This window comes from Kitasatospora sp. MMS16-BH015 (assembly GCF_002943525.1).
GTDB lineage: Bacteria > Actinomycetota > Actinomycetes > Streptomycetales > Streptomycetaceae > Kitasatospora.
Genome location: NZ_CP025394.1, coordinates 6,429,763 through 6,446,225 on the forward strand (window position 1 = coordinate 6,429,763; position 16,463 = coordinate 6,446,225).

The 16,463-nt window shown below is 72.7% G+C and carries 17 protein-coding genes; 13 read left to right on the forward strand and 4 right to left on the reverse strand.

Annotated elements, in window-relative coordinates; translation table 11 throughout:
- The first annotated feature begins 18 nt into the window (after positions 1 to 18).
- The 6 genes from sufD to CFP65_RS27670 are packed head-to-tail and all read left to right on the forward strand — an operon-like array spanning position 19 to position 4,503.
- The gene (gene sufD, locus CFP65_RS27645) at positions 19 to 1,254 is read left to right on the forward strand and encodes a Fe-S cluster assembly protein SufD (RefSeq protein ID WP_104818727.1); all 1,236 of its coding nucleotides are present in this window, start codon (positions 19 to 21) and stop codon (positions 1,252 to 1,254) included.
- Complete coding sequence (locus tag CFP65_RS27650) at positions 1,251 to 1,568, forward strand: non-heme iron oxygenase ferredoxin subunit (protein WP_104818728.1); 318 nt, start codon at positions 1,251 to 1,253, stop codon at positions 1,566 to 1,568. The genes sufD and CFP65_RS27650 overlap by 4 nt, the downstream gene beginning before the upstream one ends.
- A 2-nt stretch (positions 1,569 to 1,570) precedes the next feature.
- The gene (gene sufC / locus CFP65_RS27655) at positions 1,571 to 2,335 is read left to right on the forward strand and encodes a Fe-S cluster assembly ATPase SufC (RefSeq protein WP_104818729.1); all 765 of its coding nucleotides are present in this window, start codon (positions 1,571 to 1,573) and stop codon (positions 2,333 to 2,335) included.
- A 32-nt stretch (positions 2,336 to 2,367) separates the two neighbouring features.
- Positions 2,368 to 3,618 carry a cysteine desulfurase gene (locus tag CFP65_RS27660; RefSeq protein WP_104821171.1) on the forward strand — a complete coding sequence of 417 codons (1,251 nt, stop codon included), beginning with the start codon at positions 2,368 to 2,370 and terminating at the stop codon, positions 3,616 to 3,618.
- A gap of 17 nt (positions 3,619 to 3,635) precedes the next feature.
- Positions 3,636 to 4,088 carry a Fe-S cluster assembly sulfur transfer protein SufU gene (gene sufU / locus CFP65_RS27665; protein ID WP_104818730.1) on the forward strand — a complete coding sequence of 151 codons (453 nt, stop codon included), beginning with the start codon at positions 3,636 to 3,638 and terminating at the stop codon, positions 4,086 to 4,088.
- Between the two features lie 19 nt (positions 4,089 to 4,107).
- A complete protein-coding gene (locus CFP65_RS27670) occupies positions 4,108 to 4,503 on the forward strand; it encodes a metal-sulfur cluster assembly factor (RefSeq protein WP_104818731.1) in 396 nt (131 codons plus the stop codon).
- 70 nt (positions 4,504 to 4,573) lie between these two features.
- Here CFP65_RS27670 and CFP65_RS27675 read toward each other — a convergent pair whose 3' ends face one another.
- A complete protein-coding gene (locus CFP65_RS27675; RefSeq protein WP_104818732.1) occupies positions 4,574 to 5,425 on the reverse strand; it encodes a hypothetical protein in 852 nt (283 codons plus the stop codon).
- 302 nt (positions 5,426 to 5,727) lie between these two features.
- Between CFP65_RS27675 and CFP65_RS41245 the strand changes: the two genes are divergently transcribed.
- Both CFP65_RS41245 and CFP65_RS41250 read left to right on the forward strand, forming a co-directional pair.
- A complete protein-coding gene (locus CFP65_RS41245; protein ID WP_254552601.1) occupies positions 5,728 to 5,991 on the forward strand; it encodes a hypothetical protein in 264 nt (87 codons plus the stop codon).
- 47 nt (positions 5,992 to 6,038) lie between these two features.
- The gene (locus CFP65_RS41250) at positions 6,039 to 6,488 is read left to right on the forward strand and encodes a hypothetical protein (RefSeq protein ID WP_254552602.1); all 450 of its coding nucleotides are present in this window, start codon (positions 6,039 to 6,041) and stop codon (positions 6,486 to 6,488) included.
- A gap of 57 nt (positions 6,489 to 6,545) precedes the next feature.
- Here CFP65_RS41250 and CFP65_RS27685 read toward each other — a convergent pair whose 3' ends face one another.
- Entirely contained in the window at positions 6,546 to 7,865 is a 1,320-nt protein-coding gene (locus CFP65_RS27685; protein ID WP_104818733.1) for an MFS transporter, read from the reverse strand.
- A gap of 306 nt (positions 7,866 to 8,171) precedes the next feature.
- Here CFP65_RS27685 and CFP65_RS27690 point away from each other — a divergent pair, with 306 nt between their 5' ends.
- The gene (locus CFP65_RS27690) at positions 8,172 to 9,779 is read left to right on the forward strand and encodes a hypothetical protein (protein ID WP_104818734.1); all 1,608 of its coding nucleotides are present in this window, start codon (positions 8,172 to 8,174) and stop codon (positions 9,777 to 9,779) included.
- Between the two features lie 75 nt (positions 9,780 to 9,854).
- On the opposite strand, the gene CFP65_RS27695 is transcribed toward CFP65_RS27690, so the two are convergent.
- Positions 9,855 to 10,298, reverse strand: a complete 444-nt coding sequence (locus tag CFP65_RS27695) for a VOC family protein (RefSeq protein ID WP_104818735.1) — start codon at positions 10,296 to 10,298, stop codon at positions 9,855 to 9,857.
- A gap of 228 nt (positions 10,299 to 10,526) precedes the next feature.
- Between CFP65_RS27695 and CFP65_RS27700 the strand changes: the two genes are divergently transcribed.
- Both CFP65_RS27700 and CFP65_RS39245 read left to right on the forward strand, forming a co-directional pair.
- Complete coding sequence (locus CFP65_RS27700; protein ID WP_158702376.1) at positions 10,527 to 11,120, forward strand: hypothetical protein; 594 nt, start codon at positions 10,527 to 10,529, stop codon at positions 11,118 to 11,120.
- Positions 11,117 to 11,734 (forward strand): hypothetical protein, encoded by a 618-nt coding sequence (locus CFP65_RS39245; RefSeq protein WP_158702377.1) that lies wholly within the window; start codon positions 11,117 to 11,119, stop codon positions 11,732 to 11,734. The genes CFP65_RS27700 and CFP65_RS39245 overlap by 4 nt, the downstream gene beginning before the upstream one ends.
- Positions 11,735 to 11,760: 26 nt before the next feature.
- Here CFP65_RS39245 and CFP65_RS27710 read toward each other — a convergent pair whose 3' ends face one another.
- Positions 11,761 to 13,383 carry a CdaR family transcriptional regulator gene (locus tag CFP65_RS27710; RefSeq protein WP_254552603.1) on the reverse strand — a complete coding sequence of 541 codons (1,623 nt, stop codon included), beginning with the start codon at positions 13,381 to 13,383 and terminating at the stop codon, positions 11,761 to 11,763.
- A 234-nt stretch (positions 13,384 to 13,617) separates the two neighbouring features.
- On the opposite strand from CFP65_RS27710, the gene pruA reads away from it, so the two are divergent.
- Both pruA and CFP65_RS27720 read left to right on the forward strand, forming a co-directional pair.
- Positions 13,618 to 15,246, forward strand: a complete 1,629-nt coding sequence (pruA, locus tag CFP65_RS27715; protein WP_104818737.1) for an L-glutamate gamma-semialdehyde dehydrogenase — start codon at positions 13,618 to 13,620, stop codon at positions 15,244 to 15,246.
- A gap of 249 nt (positions 15,247 to 15,495) precedes the next feature.
- Positions 15,496 to 16,425, forward strand: a complete 930-nt coding sequence (locus CFP65_RS27720; RefSeq protein ID WP_104818738.1) for a proline dehydrogenase family protein — start codon at positions 15,496 to 15,498, stop codon at positions 16,423 to 16,425.
- Positions 16,426 to 16,463 lie beyond the last annotated feature (38 nt).

A 16,463-nucleotide genomic window follows, 5' to 3' on the forward strand; every position in this document is an offset into this window, starting at 1 on the left:
AGAGCACAACGAACAGCCATGGCTGAAGTTCAGAACACCCCCGGCGCGACGACCGCCGGCTCGATCGAGGTCGGCACCACCGGGGCCGGTGCCCAGCTGGCCGGCCCCGGCACGGGCCGGGCCACCGTCAAGCAGCCGATCGACGCCCGCGTCGCGGTCAAGCCCTCCTTCGACGTGAACGACTTCCCGGTGCCGACCGGCCGCGAGGAGGACTGGCGGTTCACCCCGATGCACCGCCTGGCCGGCCTGCACGACGGCACGGCCGCCGAGGCCGCCAGGGGTGAGTCCAAGGTCGAGCTGAGCCTGCCCGAGGGCGTCACCGCCGAGACCGTCGGCCGCGACGACGCGCGCCTGGGCAAGGCCGGCAAGCCGGTCGACCGGGTCGCCGCGCAGGCGTTCACCTCCTTCGAGGAGGCGCTGGTCGTCACCGTGGCCAAGGAGACGGTGCTCACCGAGCCGGTCAAGATCGACGTGCACGGCGAGGGCGGCGTCCGCTTCGGCCACGTGGTGATCGAGGTCAAGCCGTTCGCCGAGGCCGTCGTGGTGCTGGGCCACACCGGCACCGGCGTCGCCGCGGCCAACGTCGAGCTGCTGCTCGGCGACGGCGCCAAGCTGACCTTCGTCACCATCCAGGACTGGGAGCGGGACGCGGTGCACGTGGCCCAGCACACCGCCCTGGTCGGCCGGGACGCCTCGCTCAAGTCCGTCGTGGTCACCTTCGGCGGCGACCTGGTGCGCCTGCACCCGCGGGTCAACTACGCCGCCCCCGGCGGCGAGGCCGAGCTGTTCGGCCTGTACTTCGCGGACGCCGGCCAGCACCTCGAGCACCGCCTGGTGATCGACCACGACACCCCGCACTGCCGCTCCAACGTGGTCTACAAGGGTGCGCTGCAGGGCCAGGGCGCGCACGCGGTCTGGGTCGGCGACGTGCTGATCCGCGCCGCCGCCGAGGGCACCGACACCTACGAGCACAACCGCAACCTGGTGCTCACCGACGGCGCCCGGGTCGACTCGATCCCGAACCTGGAGATCGAGACCGGCGAGATCGTCGGCGCCGGCCACGCCTCGGCGACCGGCCGCTTCGACGACGAGCAGCTCTTCTACCTGCAGGCCCGCGGCATCCCGGCCGACGAGGCGCGCCGCCTGGTGGTGCGCGGGTTCTTCGCCGAGCTGGTCCAGCAGATCGGCGTCGCGGAGATCCAGGAGCACCTCCTGGAGAAGATCGACGCCGAGCTGGAGGGCACGGTCGCATGAGTTACCTCCGCGCCTGCTCGCTCGGCGAACTCGCGGAGGACACTCCCAAGCGCGTCGAGCTCAACGGTGTGCCCGTCGCCCTCGTCCGCACCGAGGGGGAGGTGTTCGCGATCAACGACATCTGCTCGCACGCGAACGTCTCGCTCTCGGAGGGCGAGGTCGAGGACTGCATGATCGAGTGCTGGCTGCACGGCTCCAGCTTCGACCTGCGCTCCGGCAAGCCCTCGGGCCTGCCCGCCACCAAGCCGGTCCCCGTTTACCCCGTCAAGATCGAAGGGGACGATGTGCTCGTCTCCGTCAACCAGGAGTCCTGAGCATGGCCACCCTTGAAATCCGCAACCTGCACGTCTCCGTCGAGGCCGAGGGCGGTGCCCGCGAGATCCTGAAGGGCGTCGACCTGACGATCAAGCAGGGCGAGACGCACGCCATCATGGGCCCCAACGGCTCCGGCAAGTCCACCCTGGCCTACACCCTGGCCGGCCACCCCAAGTACACCGTCACCGGCGGCGAGGTGCTCCTCGACGGCGAGGACGTGCTGGCCATGTCCGTGGACGAGCGTGCCCGCGCCGGTGTCTTCCTGGCCATGCAGTACCCGGTCGAGGTGCCCGGCGTCTCGGTCTCCAACTTCCTCCGTACCGCCGCCACCGCCGTCCGCGGCGAGGCCCCCAAGCTGCGGCTCTGGGTCAAGGAGGTCAAGGAGGCCATGGCCGCCCTGCAGATGGACCCGGCCTTCGCCGAGCGCAACGTCAACGAGGGCTTCTCCGGCGGCGAGAAGAAGCGCCACGAGATCCTCCAGCTCGAGCTGCTCAAGCCGAAGATCGCGATCCTGGACGAGACCGACTCCGGCCTGGACGTCGACGCGCTGCGCCAGGTCTCCGAGGGCATCAACCGCGTCCACGCCTCCGGCGAGGTCGGCACCCTGCTGGTCACCCACTACACCCGCATCCTGCGCTACGTGAAGCCGGACTACGTCCACGTCTTCTCGGCCGGCCGGATCGTCGAGTCCGGTGGCGCCGAGCTGGCCGACAAGCTGGAGAACGAGGGCTACGAGGCTTATGTGAAGGGCGGCGCTGCGGAGTGACTGAATCTGTTCATGGTGTGAGCGCCGAAGCGCTGGCCGCCGCCCAGGAGTTCGGGGACTCGGTCCGCAAGGACTTCCCGATCCTGCAGCGCGTGCTGCACGAGGAGAAGCCGCTGGTCTACCTGGACAACGCGGCCACCTCGCAGAAGCCGCAGTCCGTGCTCGACGCGGTCACCGGCTACTACGAGCGGCACAACGCCAACGTGCACCGCGGCGTGCACGTGCTCGCCGAGGAGGCGACCGCCCTCTACGAGGGTGCCCGGGACAAGGTGGCGGCGTTCGTCAACGCCCCCTCCCGGGACGAGGTGATCTTCACCAAGAACGCCTCGGAGTCGCTCAACCTCGTTGCGAACATGCTGGGTTGGGCCGAGGAGCCCTACCGGGTGGACGCCGACTCGGAGATCGTGATCACCGAGATGGAGCACCACTCCAACATCGTGCCGTGGCAGCTGCTCGCGCAGCGCACCGGCGCGAAGCTGAAGTGGTTCGGGCTGACCGAGGACGGCCGGCTCGACCTCTCGAACATCGACGAGCTGATCACCGAGAAGACGAAGATCGTCTCCTTCACCCTCGTCTCCAACCTGCTCGGCACCGTCAACCCGGTCGAGGCGATCGTCCGCCGCGCCCAGGCCGTCGGCGCGCTCGTCCTCATCGACGCCTCGCAGGCCGCCCCGCACATGGTGCTGGACGTGCAGGCGCTGGAGGCCGACTTCGTCGCCTTCACCGGCCACAAGATGCTCGGCCCGACCGGCATCGGCGTGCTCTGGGGCCGCCAGGAGCTCCTGGAGGACCTGCCGCCGTTCCTCGGTGGCGGCGAGATGATCGAGACCGTCACCATGGGCGCCTCGACCTACGCCCCGGCCCCGCACAAGTTCGAGGCCGGCACCCCGCCGATCGCCCAGGCGGTCGGGCTCGGTGCGGCCATCGACTACCTGTCGAACATCGGCATGGAGCGGATCGCCGAGCACGAGCACACCATCACCGAGTACGCGGTGGCCCGCCTCCAGGAGGTGCCCGGCCTGCGGATCATCGGTCCGCGCACGGCCGTGGACCGCGGTGCGGCGATCTCCTTCGTACTGGGCGACATCCACCCGCACGACGTGGGTCAGGTGCTCGACGAGCAGGGCATCGCCGTCCGGGTCGGCCACCACTGCGCGCGGCCGGTCTGCCTGCGGTACGGCATCCCCGCCACCACCCGGGCCTCGTTCTACCTGTACTCGACGCCCGCGGACGTCGACGCACTGATCGACGGTCTGCACCACGTCCGGAACTTCTTCGGCTGAGGCGAGCGGAGGCTGCCATGAAGCTCGACTCGATGTACCAGGACATCATCCTGGACCACTACCGCAACCCGCACGGCAAGGGCCTGCGGGACGGTGACGTCGAGGTGCACCACGTCAACCCGACCTGCGGCGACGAGATCACCCTGCGGGTGCGGCTCGACGGCGCGGTGGTGGCGGACGTCTCGTACGACTCGCAGGGCTGCTCGATCAGCCAGGCCAGCGCCTCCGTGCTCAACGACCTGGTGGTCGGCAAGCCCGTGGGCGAGGCCCAGGCCGTCCAGGAGGCCTTCCTGGAGCTCATGCAGAGCAAGGGCACCTTGGAGGGCGACGAGGAGGTCCTGGAGGACGCGATCGCGTTCGCCGGGGTCTCCAAGTTCCCCGCCCGGGTGAAGTGCGCCCTGCTGAGCTGGATGGCCTGGAAGGACGCCACCGCCCAGGCGCTCGCCCAGCAGCCCGCCATCAACGACTGACCCTTCTTCTGGAGCACTGATGAGCGACACCGAGACGCCCGCCGAGGCGACTCCCGACACGGCCGCCGCCGAGGGCCCGACGGTCATCGTCGGCACCACGGCCGGCACCGTCTCCGTCGAGGACCTGACCGAGGCCCTGATGGACGTCGTCGACCCCGAGCTGGGCATCGACGTCGTCAACCTGGGCCTGATCTACGGCATCCACATCGACGAGTCCGACGTGGCCACCATCGACATGACCCTCACCTCGGCCGCCTGCCCGCTGACGGACGTCATCGAGGACCAGGCCAAGACTGCCACCGAGGGCCTCGTCCAGGACCTCCGCATCAACTGGGTCTGGATGCCCCCGTGGGGCCCCGACAAGATCACCGACGACGGCCGCGACCAGCTCCGCGCCCTCGGCTTCAACGTCTGAGATCTGCTTCGCCCTTCATCGGCCGCACTCCTCGTCAGAGGGGTGCGGCCGGTGGCGTTTCGGGGGCTGCTCAGCGGCGGGCGGCCGACCGGCGGCGGTTGGCCAAGGCCAGCGCGCCCGCGCCGAGCACCACCAGTGCCCCGCCCGCACCGACCAGCAGGCCGGTCGAGTTGCCGCCGCCGGTGGAGGCCAGCTCCTGCTGCGGGGCGGCCGCCGGGGCGGCGGGGGCCGGGGAGGCGGCGTGCGAGACGTCCGCGGCAGGCTGGACGGCCGGGGTGGTCGGGGTGGGCGGGGTGGCCGTCGGGGTCGCGGAGTGGGTCGGGGTGGCCGTCGGGATGGTAGCGGTGGCCGGGCGGGTGATCCGGAGGTCGCCCCGGACGAAGCCGCCGTTCAGCGCGTTGAGGTAGACGGAGATGTCGCGCTGGTCGGCCGGCGCCTTGGCCGAGAGGGCGAGGCGGAAGGTCACCTGCCGGGTCTGCCCGTCGGCGAGGGGCTGGAGCAGGCTGTCGGAGTCGGCGTAGACGTTCCCGGCGCAGGAGTGGTGCAGCGCCAGCGTCTTCCAGCCCTCGGCGGTCTTGGCCTGGAGGGTGAGGTCCTGGAGGCGGAGCGCACTGTGCTGCTCCTCGCCGAAGCCGAGCAGCGGGCCGGTCCGGTCATAGGCCGAGCCGGTGTGGTTTGCCAGCTCGACGGTGAACTGCACCGGGTGGCCGTCGGCGGGGATCTGCTTCGGCATCCCGCTCCGGAAGGAGACCTGGACGTCGCCGTGCCACTGCTGCGGGGCCTTCGCCGGAGCCGAGGCGCCGGCCACCGGGTCGGTGGCCTCGCCGCAGGCCCAGGCGGGTGCGGCGCCGACAAGGACGGGCAGGGCGGCACCGATCGTGACGGCGGCGGCGAGGGCGGCGAAGGTGCGGCGAGCAGACATGGTGGATCCCCCCGGGGACGGCAGTGCGGTGGCAAGAGGTGAGGAACGCGGACTCGCCTCCCCCTCCCGCTCAACTGCTGGAGACCCGGCGATCGCTTCGTGAACAAGTGTGGCGATCCGATGTTCGTCGGTGATCCCTGAAGTGTCATCACCGTGTAACCGATCTTGGGTCGGGGTGGCGCAGGAGGTTCCGGAGGGTCAACGTCCGTACGTGATAATTGAGTTGTCGTTGTGCCGGGGCGTCGGCAGGATTCCTCCGGTGGCCAGGGGGGCCATCGGGTCGACAGCCAGGGGGGATCGACATGAGTACTTTCAGCACGCGCGTACGCACTGCCGGACTCGCGTTCGGACTGGCGGTGGGCACCACGGTGCTGGCTGCCGCTGGGGCGCATGCGCAGGGCGTCACCTCCGGGTCGCTGAGTTTCGGCGGGGACGACTGGATCGGTGGGGGGCAGTCGTACGCGTACAGCACCGGGAACAAGGACCAGCTGACCGTCTTCCGCCGTTCAACGGGGCCGGGGCGGGGCTCGACCTCAGTGGTGATGGGCGCGGCTGCAACACGCTGACCGGCAGCTTCACCGTCACGAACATCGTCTTCGGGCCGCACGGGTACGTGCAGACGCTGGACGCCTCCTTCGTGCAGCACTGCGAGGGCGGCACGGCCGCCACCAGCGGCGAGGTGCACATCGCCAACCCGGTCGCGCCGCCGGAGCTCGGGCTCGGGCTCGGGGTGGCCGTCGACGGCACCGCCAGCGCGCTGGACGGCAAGGCCACCGTGAGCGGCACGGTGACCTGCAACAAGGCCACTCAGGTGGCCGTCAGCGGCCTGGTCACCCAGGTGAAGAACAAGGTGATCATTCGGGGGCCGTACAGCACTTCGGTGGCCTGCGTGCCGGGCAAGACCGTGGCCTGGAGCGTCCAGGCCGACCCGACCGGGACGACGCCGTTCCAGGGCGGGGACGTGGAGGTCGGCGTGCAGGCGAGCGCCCCTGACAGTGACTACGGCACCACGGCCACCGCCTCGGACACCGCCGTCGTGCACCTCACAAAGGTCCGTAAGTAACACCGGACGCACCGAAGCCGCCCGCCCCAGTTCGAGGGGCGGGCGGCTTCCGTGTGTTCAGCGAGCGGGCTTGAGGACCGCGCCCGCCAGGGCCAGGCAGGCCGTGGCGGCGATGGCCACGAAGGTGGAGACGGCCGGGAGGAGGCCGTAGTGCTGGACGGCTGCGCCCACCGCGACGATGGGGAGGGAGGAGCCGAGGTAGACGATGACCCAGAGGGCGGAGAGTTCGCTGCCGCGGCGCTCGGGGTCCATGGCGGCGACGGCGGTGGTGAAGAGGGAGCGGAAGGCCACGCCCTGGCAGGCGCCGCCGAGCACGCTGCCGATGAAGAGCAGGGCCGGGGTGGAGGTCCAGGCGGCGGTGACCACCAGGCCGAGGCCGGTGGCCAGGCCGGTCATGCCGAGGGCGATGACCATCCGGTCGGCGGTGGGCGGGACGAGCAGCTGGGCCGCCGCCGAGGAGCCGAGGAGCAGGGCCGCCACGATCGCGCCGGTCAGGTGCGAGTGGGTGTGCAGGAGGGTGGCGGAGAAGGCCGGGGAGAGGCTCAGGTAGACGCCGAAGACCGCGTAGGAGGCGAAGCCGGCCAGCGCGGCCAGCAGGAACTCGCGGCGGCCCTGCCGGGGCAGGGCCAGCCGGCGCGGGCGCAGGTGGGCCGGGGTGGTGATCCGCGGCGGCGCACTGGCCGGGCGTTCGCGGCCGGGCTTGCGCGGGTGCACCAGCGCCAGCGGCACGCAGAGCACGAGCAGCGCGACGGCGTGCACCAGGAAGGGCGTGAGCAGCGGGTTCGACCCGCCGGAGAGCGCCGCCCCGGCCATCGGGCCGAGCGCGACCCCGCCGGCCGAGCAGGCCAGGGTGAGCTTGGCGGCCAGCGTCTGGTGGTCGGGCAGCAGGTCGCTGAGGGCGGCCCCGGCGGCGCCGGTGGACAGGCCCACCGCGATGCCCTGGACGGCGCGCCCGGCGGCCAGCTGCCAGAAGCTGCCGGCCGTGGCGAACAGCGCGTCACCGGCGGCGGCCAGCGCCACCGCGGGCAGGATCATCGCCCGGCGGCCGAGGAAGTCGGACCAGTGCCCGACCGCGGCCAGCACCGGCACGAGGGCGAACACGTAGACCGTGAACAGGATCGTGGTGTCCAGCGCCGTCAGCCCGAGCCGCTGCTGCAGCAGCGGGTAGATCGGGGTGGCCAGGTTGGCGCCGATCAGCAGGAAGAGCAGCGCGGAGGCGACCAGGCCGACGCGGATGCCGCGCACGGCGTTCCAGCGGCTGATCGCGGCGAGCTGGAGCTGCGGTCGTGGTGCGAGCTCCAGGGGGAGCAGGGCCTCCGAGAGCCGGCGGGTCCGGAACTGCGCGAGTCCGGAGCCGGCGGGGGAGAGGTCCGCCATGGCAGGGGTCTCCTGTGGCCGGGCACCACGTCGGCGCGCCGGGCCAGGGGTGGTGACCGGGGCGGAGCCCCGGTGGTGCGGGGTTGCATGGGGTGGGCTTCGTTGCCCGGTGGCCCGGAGCGGGGTGTGCGACGGGCCACCGGGAAGGATACGTGGTCGTACGGGCCTTCCTGCGCCGGGTCGGCGGCCCGGTGATCGGCGGGCGGGCCGGGCACCGGTGGGGTCGGGCGGATACGCTGAGTAGATGGACCGGTACGGACCGGTCCCCGCGCAGTGACCACAGCCACCTCGGGAGAGCTCGGAACCATGGCCGGACGACGTCGCACCACCCCTGACAACCCGTCGCCGGCCGAGTCCGGTGAGGGCCTGCTCCCCGCCGACTACGAGCTCGCGGACCTCTACAACGCCTTCGCCACCCACGGGGAGAGTGACGAGGATCTCGACGATTCGGCCGTCCTCGTCCCGCCGATCCAGCTGCCCCCGGAGGAGGAGCTGGTCGCCGCCGCGCTCGCCGTGCCGCTGATCGACCACGCGCTCAAGCTGGCCCGCTGGACAGCCCCGCACCGCGCCGTGGACGAGCTCGGCGACCTCACCGAGGCCGACCAGGAGCCCGCCGCCCGGCTGCTCGGCTACGGCGCCGAGGGCGCGGAGCTGGACGAGGAGGACGTGGTCGAGGCGATGCGCGCCTGGTCGCTCGCCTGCGACCTGGAGCTGATCGAGATCGGCACCACCGCCGAGGGCGAGCACGTGGCCATCCCCGGGCCCGACCTGGAGCCGGCCGAGGAGAAGGACGCCGACACCGTCCTGGAGCTCTGGCTGACGGCCGCCGGGATCGTCCGCGAGCTGGCCGCCGAGGCCGACTCGCTGGACCTGGACGGGCAGGACGGCGCCGAGCCCGGCGAGGACGAGGTGGACCGCCTGGCCGAGGTGGAGGAGCACCGCGAGGAGGCCGCCGAGCTGCTGGACGAGGCGCTGCAGGTGCTCTACGAGCACACCGCCTTCGCCGAGCCCGGGCAGGAGACCGTGCCGCTCGGGGTGCTGGCCGCGCTGCTGGTGGTGCCCGAGGGCGAGGAGCCGGACGAGGAGCTGCTCGGCGACATCACCGACCTGATGGTGGCGCTCGACCCGATGCTGGCCGACCTGGCCGAGCTCGGGGTGCTGGAGCACCGCCCGATCGACCCGGAGCTCTTCGAGGAGGAGGAAGAGGAGCAGGGCGGCATCCCGGTGATCGAGGCCCAGGAGGGCGACGCCGAGCGGTTCGGCCTGGTGCGGCTCACCCCGCTCGGGCAGTACGCCGTGCGGCAGTGGCTGCTCGAGGACGGCTACGAGGCGCCGCTGGTCGGCGAGCTGGCCGAGGGCGATGCGGAGGCGCTGCTGCGCGGCATCTCCGAGACGGCCAACGTGCTGCCGCACCGCGAGCTGGCCGTCTGGCTGGCCGGGCGGGAGCCCGAGGCGGCGGCCCGGGAGCTGCTGGCGGCGGCCAAGGGCACCGACACCTACAGCCCGGTGCGGCGGATGCTCTGCGTGCAGGCGCTGGAGCTGCTCGGCCCGGCGGCCCGGCCGGCCGCGGCCGAGGTGACCGAGGACGAGGAGCTGGGCGGGGCCGCCCGCTCCTGGCTGCGGGCGCAGGGCGAGGAGGTGACCGCCCCCGAGCGCGGCATGGTGCTCTGGACCATGGTCGACACCTTCGCCGCCCAGCTGCTCACCAGCGAGGGCGAGGCCGGGCTGCTCCAGGAGCTGGTCCGCGGCCTGCCGGTGACGGACAACCCGGCCAGCTTCTTCGGCGAGGTCTGGCGGGTGCCGCACCCGTACACGGCGGACGTGCTGGAGGCCGTCGGCGAGCTGCACCTGGAGCGGAACGTCGCCAAGGAGGCGCGGAAGGCCGCGTTCAAGGCGCGTTCGCAGAACAAGTAGGCAGCACAGGTACGGGGCGTGCGGTGGGGCCCGGGGGCGCGTGCCTCCGGGCCGCGCGCCCCGGGTTTCACCGGCCTACGGCAGGTCGAGCCGGCCGTCCTCGGTGAACGGGAAGAACGGGTTGTGGGCCAGCTCCCAGAGGTGGCCGTCCGGGTCCTCGAAGTAGCCCGAGTACCCGCCCCACTCGGTGGCCGCCGGCGGCTTGACCACCACGGCACCGGCTGCGACGGCCCTCTCCAGCGCCGCGTCCACCCCCTCGCGGGACTCCAGGTTGACCGCCAGGGTGACGCCCCGGAAGGCGGGCTCGCCCGCCTCCGGCACCCCGGCGTCGGCCGCCAGCGCCTCGGTGGGGAAGAGGCCGAGCGCGGAGCCGCTGGTGGCGAACCAGACGATCTCGTCCTGGGAGGCGGCCGAGCGCCGCCACCCCAGCGCCTCGTAGAACTCCGTGCTGGCCGCCAGGTCCGAGACGCCGAGGGTGACGATGCTGAGCCGGGCCGGGAAGGGCTGGTGCGTGGTCATGCCGCCCAGCGTAGGCAGGCGCGGCCGTCGGTGTGGCCTCGACGGGGCTGGGTAGCGCCAGTTATATAACTTCCGCCCGGTACGGCGCTGCGCGTTCCGCTATCTGGCAACCGTACGGGGGAAGCTGATGGCCCAGCAGGTGCGCGGGCCGTATCGTGGGGCGGCAGCGGCGCAGGTGCCGGGCGCCCCACGCCCGGCGGGCTGGGCCGCGGGTGGCAGTGAGACGCCGTGGACCGACGGCGAGGCAAGGACGCGGGGGTGCGGCAGAGCATGACCTGGCAGAGCGCGAGCAGGCCCCAGGAATCTTCCCAGGGGCCTTCTGAGGAGCCCGGGGACTACTACGCCGACCACGAGGAGTACAGCCGCCAGGTGCTCGGCGCGGCCGACTTCCCGGTCTTCGCGGCGGACCCGGCCGGGGAGGCGGCCCCGGCCCCCGAGGGCGACGGCGCCGCCTCCGGTGGTGAGCCGGCCGCCGAGTGCTCGGAGGCGCTGGCCGAGTACGAGCTGCGCAACGGCAAGCTCGGCTGGGTCGAGATGCGTTCGGGCGACTGGAGTTCGGCCGAGGGCCCGTACGTCACCGTGCGCACCTACCGGCCCGGGATCGAGCACGTGCTGCCGCTGCCGGACCTGGAGGACGTGGTCGAGGACGAGCGCGACCGGGTCTACGAGCAGCTGGAGATCGACGAGGGCGACGGGCCCGGCAGCGTCCGCGCGCTGCGCGAGTGGATCACCGTGGAGGGCGAGCCCCGGGCGGTGCAGATCCACGAGGACTGCCGGGGCGACGCCGAGACCCGGCCGGGCGGCTGCGGCTGGACGGCATGACCGTGACGGTGACCGGGCGCGGGGTCTCGCCCGGCGGCATCGAGCTCAAGCGGATCGAGGACTTCGAGCGGTACGTGCTCGGCCGCACCGACCTGCTGCGCAAGCTCGCCGCCCGGCAGGCCCGGCGGGCCGAGCTGGAGGAGCGCGAACTCCCGCCGGTGGCGGGCCTGGAGGCGCACCGGGAGGTGGTCGAGCACGCCGTCCGGGAGGCCGTCGCGATCGACGCCCAGGTGCGGGCCCGGCAGACGCCCCGGCTGCCCCGCCGCTCGCGCGGGGAGGCGAGCGCGGTGCGCTGGGAGGCCGCGATCCGGCAGCAGATGCGGCTCGCCTCGGAGACCCGCGAGGAGGCCGGCGAGTCGCTGACGGCCATGGTCAACCAGCTCACCCGCCTCGCCCAGGCCACCGACTGGGCCGCCGCCGGCCCGGCCGCCCAGGCCGCCGTCGAGGAGGTCATCCGCTACACCGTCTTCGCCAGCCAGGTGCCCAGCCTGCCCGCCCAGCGCGCCTGGGAGCACTACTGGTCCGGCGGCGCCCCGCGCGGGGCCGCCTCGCCGCTGCACGAAGCCTGGCTGACGGCCTGGGAGCAGTGGCGCGCCGAGCGCTTCCGCGACTGAGCGGCCCGCGGGCCGCTGACCCTGGGTCAGGTCTCGCCGTCGAGGCGCAGCTGGAGCATCGCGAGCAGGCGCTGCTGGGGCTGGGCGAGGTCGATGCCGGTGAGCTGTTCGGCGCGGCGGACGCGGTAGCGGAGGGTGTTGGGGTGGATGTGCAGGGCGTCGGCGGCGATCCGGACCTCGCCGAGGGCGTCCAGCCAGGCGAGGACGGATTCGGCGAGGCGGGTGCCGTGCCGGCGGTCGTAGTCGGTGAGGGCGGTCAGGCGGGGGTCGCGTAGGCCGGTGCGGTCCTGGAGCAGCGCGAGCACCTCGCTGACCAGCACCTCGGCCTGGACGTCGCTCAGCGCGGCCACGGTGGGGGCGACCCCGCCGCGGCCCATCGCGTCCAGGATCCGGTCGGCCTGGGCACGGGATTCGGGGACGGCGGCCAGCCCGGGCACGGTGGAGCCGATCGCGGCGCGCAGCGGGACGCCCAGGTGCTCGGCGGCGGCCGAGACCACCTCCTCGGCCCAGCCGCGGATGGTGCTCATCGGCAGGCCGGTGGGCAGCTCCGGCAGCAGCACGTAGACCCGGGAGTCGATCGGGGCGAGCAGCGCGCCCCGGTGCCGGGCGGCGGTGTGCACCGAGATCAGGCCGGTGACCTCGGCCCGGGTGAGCTCGAGGTCGGAGCCCTCGCCGGGGGCGCCGGCCGCGTAGGCGAGCACGGTGGCCGGGCGGCGCAGGTCGAGCCCGAGGTGGGTGGCCAGCGACTGCGGGCCGGTGGAGCCCTCCAGCAGGCCGGTGAGCAGGGTCTGGGTCAGCCGCACGTCGGCGGAGAGCTCGCGGCGGCGGCGCACCAGCTGGGCGGCGGCCACCCGGGCCGCCCCGACCAGGGCCTGCTCGGCGTGCTCGGTGAGCGGCCCGGCGCCCTCCTGCACCCAGATGGTGCCCAACGGCTGGGCGCCGGCCCGGATGCCGATGGCGATCCGGCGGCGGATGCCGAGCTCGGGGTGCGCCTCGATGGTGAGCACGCCGTCGGAGCTGCGCAGGTGCTGGAAGACGCCCCACTCGCGCAGCTTGGAGAGGTACGGCTCGGGCCCCTGCCAGCCGAGGATGGAGAGCCGGCGCAGGTCGTCCACCTCGTCCGAGTCGGAGGAGCGGGAGTACGCCAGGACCCGGCTGGAGGTGTCCTCGATGGAGACGATGCCGCCGGTGAGCACCGCCACCGTCTGGGCCAGCGAGAAGAGGTCGCCGGTGTTGTGCTCGGGGGTCTCCGGCGCCTCCGGCCCGGCGATGATCGCCCGGGCGAGTGAGTCCAGGTGCTCCCAACGGGTCTCCCGGCGCACCGAGAGCAGGGCCACCCCGGCCTCGGTGGCGGCCTCGCGCAGCGCGTCGGCCTGCCCGGGGGCGTCCAGCTTGACCGCCACGGCGGCGGCCCTGGCCCGGCCGGCCGCGCGCAGCGCGGGCAGCGCGGCCCGGCCCCGGGCGCCGATCGCCAGCACCAGCTCGCCTGGGTTGGCGGTGGCCGGGTCCTCCGGATCGAGGATGGCCACGTCCCGGACGGGCACGTCAAGACCGGCCGGGGCGGCCTGCAGCTCGACCAGCGGCTCGCCGAGCGACATCAGCAGCTGACGCAGCGGCAGCCCGCCGCCGGGGCCCGGTGCTGCGGTCACGGCGTGCCTCCTGAGCGTGGGGGGTGGACCTGACGTACGGCGTGGTTGACCTGACGGGGTCGTCCCCGGGCTCCGCCACCGTGTCGCAGTCGTTGTCCGGGCAGACAAGGGTGTCCCCTGGACTTTAGCCGCCAGGCCAATCAAGTGCCCTGCCCGCCAGGGCTAGCGTTTGCCATGGCCGACCTGTGACCCTCGTCGGCCGTACGCCACGACCTCGAAGGAGAGCGCGCGCTCATGGATGCTGTGACCCAGGTCCCCGCGCCGGTGAACGAGCCGGTCCACAGCTACGCCCCCGGCAGCCCGGAACGGGCCCGCCTGGAGGCCAAGCTGAAGGAGCTGGGCGGCCAGGAGCCGATCCAGCTGACCATGACGATCAACGGTGAGCGCCGCATGGGCGGCGGCGCCGAGATCCACGTCGTCCAGCCGCACAACCACGCGGCTCGGCTCGGCACGATGCGCAACGCCACCCAGGACGATGCGCGGGACGCCATCGACGCTGCCCTGGCCGCTGCCCCGGCCTGGCAGGCGCTCTCCTTCGACTCGCGCGCCGCGATCTTCCTCAAGGCCGCCGACCTGCTGGCCGGCCCCTGGCGCGAGACCCTGGCCGCCGCCACCATGCTCGGCCAGTCCAAGACCGCGCAGCAGGCCGAGATCGACACCCCCTGCGAGCTGGTCGACTTCCTGCGCTTCAACGTGCACTTCGCCCGCCAGATCATGGCCGAGCAGCCGATCTCCTCCGAGGGCGTCTGGAACCGCAGCGACCACCGCGCGCTGGAGGGCTTCGTCTACGCGATCACGCCCTTCAACTTCACCGCCATCGCGGGCAACCTGCCGACCGCCCCGGCCCTGATGGGCAACGTGGTGATCTGGAAGCCGTCCCCGACCCAGCAGTACTCGGCGCACCTGCTGATGCAGCTCTTCGAGGCGGCCGGCCTGCCCAAGGGCGTCATCAACATGGTCACCGGCGACGGCCTGGCCGTCTCGGACGTGGCGCTGAACCACCCCGCGCTGGCCGGCATCCACTTCACCGGCTCCACCGCGACCTTCCAGCACCTGTGGCGTTCCGTGGGCGAGAACATCGCCAACTACCGCACCTACCCGCGGATCGTCGGCGAGACCGGCGGCAAGGACTTCCTGGTCGCCCACCCGTCCGCCGACAAGGCCGTGCTCAAGACCGCGATGACCCGCGGCGCCTTCGAGTTCCAGGGCCAGAAGTGTTCGGCGCTCTCCCGCGCCTACGTCCCGGCCTCGCTCTGGGCCGAGATCAAGGACGAGTTCCGGGACGAGGTCGAGGGCCTCACCATGGGTGACGTCACCGACCTGTCGAACTTCATGAGCGCCGTCATCGACGACCGCTCCTTCGCCAAGAACAAGGCCGCGATCGACCGCGCCCAGGCGGACGACCAGGTCGCCGTGCTGGCCGGTGGCACCTACGACGACTCGGTCGGCTACTTCGTCCGCCCGACCGTGCTGGTCTGCGAGGACCCGGCCAGCGAGTACTTCCGCGACGAGTACTTCGGCCCGATCCTGGCCGTGCACGTCTACCAGGACGACCAGTACGACGCGATGCTGGAGCAGATGGAGGGCGTCTCCTCCTACGCGCTGACCGGCGCCGTCATCGCCCAGGACCGCGAGGCCGTCCAGCACACGATGCTGAAGCTGCGCAACGCGGCGGGCAACTTCTACATCAACGACAAGCCGACCGGCGCCGTCGTCGGCCAGCAGCCCTTCGGCGGTGCCCGGGCCTCCGGCACCAACGACAAGGCCGGCGCCAAGCAGAACCTGGCCCGCTGGACCTCCACCCGCTCCATCAAGGAGACGTTCGTCCCGCCGACGGACTACCGCTACCCGCACATGGGCTGACCCCCCTGCCCGGTGCACCCGAGGAGCCGCTGCCGCCGTGCCGACGGCAGCGGCCCCAGGTCCGGAGCCCCTACTCCGGACCAGGGGCCTGTGCTGTGAACAGGCCCCGCCCCGGGCCTGTGCTGTGAACAGGCCCGACCCCGGGCCCGTGCCGCGCACGGGCCCCCGGCCGGGCGGGCCACCCTCACCCGCCCGGCCACCCCCTTCTCTCGCTGTCTCTCCCTGCTGAACCATCTCCAGGAGTCACCGATGCTCCGTTCCGCCCTCCTCGCCGCCTCCCGCTCCCCGCAGGTGCGCACCGTCGTCGAGAAGTTCCCGCCCACCCACGCGATAGTCGAGCGGTTCGTCGCCGGTGAGGCGCTGGACAGCGCCGTCACCGCCTGCGACGACCTGGTGGCCACCGGCCGCAAGGTCACCCTGGACCACCTGGGCGAGGACACCAAGGACGCCGACCAGGCCGCCGGCACCGCCGAGGCGTACGAGCACCTGCTCGCCGCCCTCAAGGACACCGGCCTGGCCGCCAGCGCCGAGGTCTCGGTCAAGCTCTCGGCCGTCGGCCAGTTCCTCCCGGTGGACGGCGAGAAGATCGCCCTGGAGAACGCCCGCCGGATCTGCGAGGCCGCGGCCGACGCCGGCACCACGGTGACCCTCGACATGGAGGACCACACCACCACCGACTCCACCCTCTCGATCGCCCGTGAGCTGCGCGCGGACTTCCCGTGGCTGGGCGTCGTGCTCCAGGCCTACCTGCGCCGCACCGAGGCCGACTGCCGTGAGTTCGCCGGCGCCGGCTCGCGCGTGCGCCTGTGCAAGGGCGCCTACAAGGAGCCCGAGTCGGTCGCCTTCCAGGGCAAGCACGAGGTCGACCTCGCGTACGTCCGCGCCCTCAAGGTGCTGATGGCGGGCGAGGGCTACCCGATGATCGCCTCGCACGACCCGAACATGATCAAGATCGCCGGCCAGCTGGCCGAGTGGAACGGTCGCAAGCGCGACAGCTTCGAGTACCAGATGCTGTTCGGCATCCGCCCCGAGGAGCAGCTGCGCCTCGCCGAGGCCGGCAACACCATGCGCGTCTACCTGCCGTACGGGCAGGAGTGGTACGGGTACTTCATGCGCCGCCTCGCGGAGCGCCCGGCCAACCTGACCTTCTTCCTGCGGGCGATGGCCACCAAGGGCTGAGGTCTCCGCACCCGGGCGGTCGCGTACTACGGTGCGTG

What these genes read in the sequence shown, in the direction of transcription:
- sufD (WP_104818727.1), top strand. Translation starts at nt 19, where the DNA reads ATGGCTGAAGTTCAGAACACCCCCGGCGCGACGACCGCCGGCTCGATC.
- CFP65_RS27650 (WP_104818728.1), top strand. Translation starts at nt 1,251, where the DNA reads ATGAGTTACCTCCGCGCCTGCTCGCTCGGCGAACTCGCGGAGGACACT.
- sufC (WP_104818729.1), top strand. Translation starts at nt 1,571, where the DNA reads ATGGCCACCCTTGAAATCCGCAACCTGCACGTCTCCGTCGAGGCCGAG.
- sufU (WP_104818730.1), top strand. Translation starts at nt 3,636, where the DNA reads ATGAAGCTCGACTCGATGTACCAGGACATCATCCTGGACCACTACCGC.
- CFP65_RS27670 (WP_104818731.1), top strand. Translation starts at nt 4,108, where the DNA reads ATGAGCGACACCGAGACGCCCGCCGAGGCGACTCCCGACACGGCCGCC.
- CFP65_RS27675 (WP_104818732.1), bottom strand. Translation starts at nt 5,425, where the DNA reads ATGTCTGCTCGCCGCACCTTCGCCGCCCTCGCCGCCGCCGTCACGATC.
- CFP65_RS41245 (WP_254552601.1), top strand. Translation starts at nt 5,728, where the DNA reads ATGAGTACTTTCAGCACGCGCGTACGCACTGCCGGACTCGCGTTCGGA.
- CFP65_RS27685 (WP_104818733.1), bottom strand. Translation starts at nt 7,865, where the DNA reads ATGGCGGACCTCTCCCCCGCCGGCTCCGGACTCGCGCAGTTCCGGACC.
- CFP65_RS27690 (WP_104818734.1), top strand. Translation starts at nt 8,172, where the DNA reads ATGGCCGGACGACGTCGCACCACCCCTGACAACCCGTCGCCGGCCGAG.
- CFP65_RS27695 (WP_104818735.1), bottom strand. Translation starts at nt 10,298, where the DNA reads ATGACCACGCACCAGCCCTTCCCGGCCCGGCTCAGCATCGTCACCCTC.
- CFP65_RS39245 (WP_158702377.1), top strand. Translation starts at nt 11,117, where the DNA reads ATGACCGTGACGGTGACCGGGCGCGGGGTCTCGCCCGGCGGCATCGAG.
- pruA (WP_104818737.1), top strand. Translation starts at nt 13,618, where the DNA reads ATGGATGCTGTGACCCAGGTCCCCGCGCCGGTGAACGAGCCGGTCCAC.
- CFP65_RS27720 (WP_104818738.1), top strand. Translation starts at nt 15,496, where the DNA reads ATGCTCCGTTCCGCCCTCCTCGCCGCCTCCCGCTCCCCGCAGGTGCGC.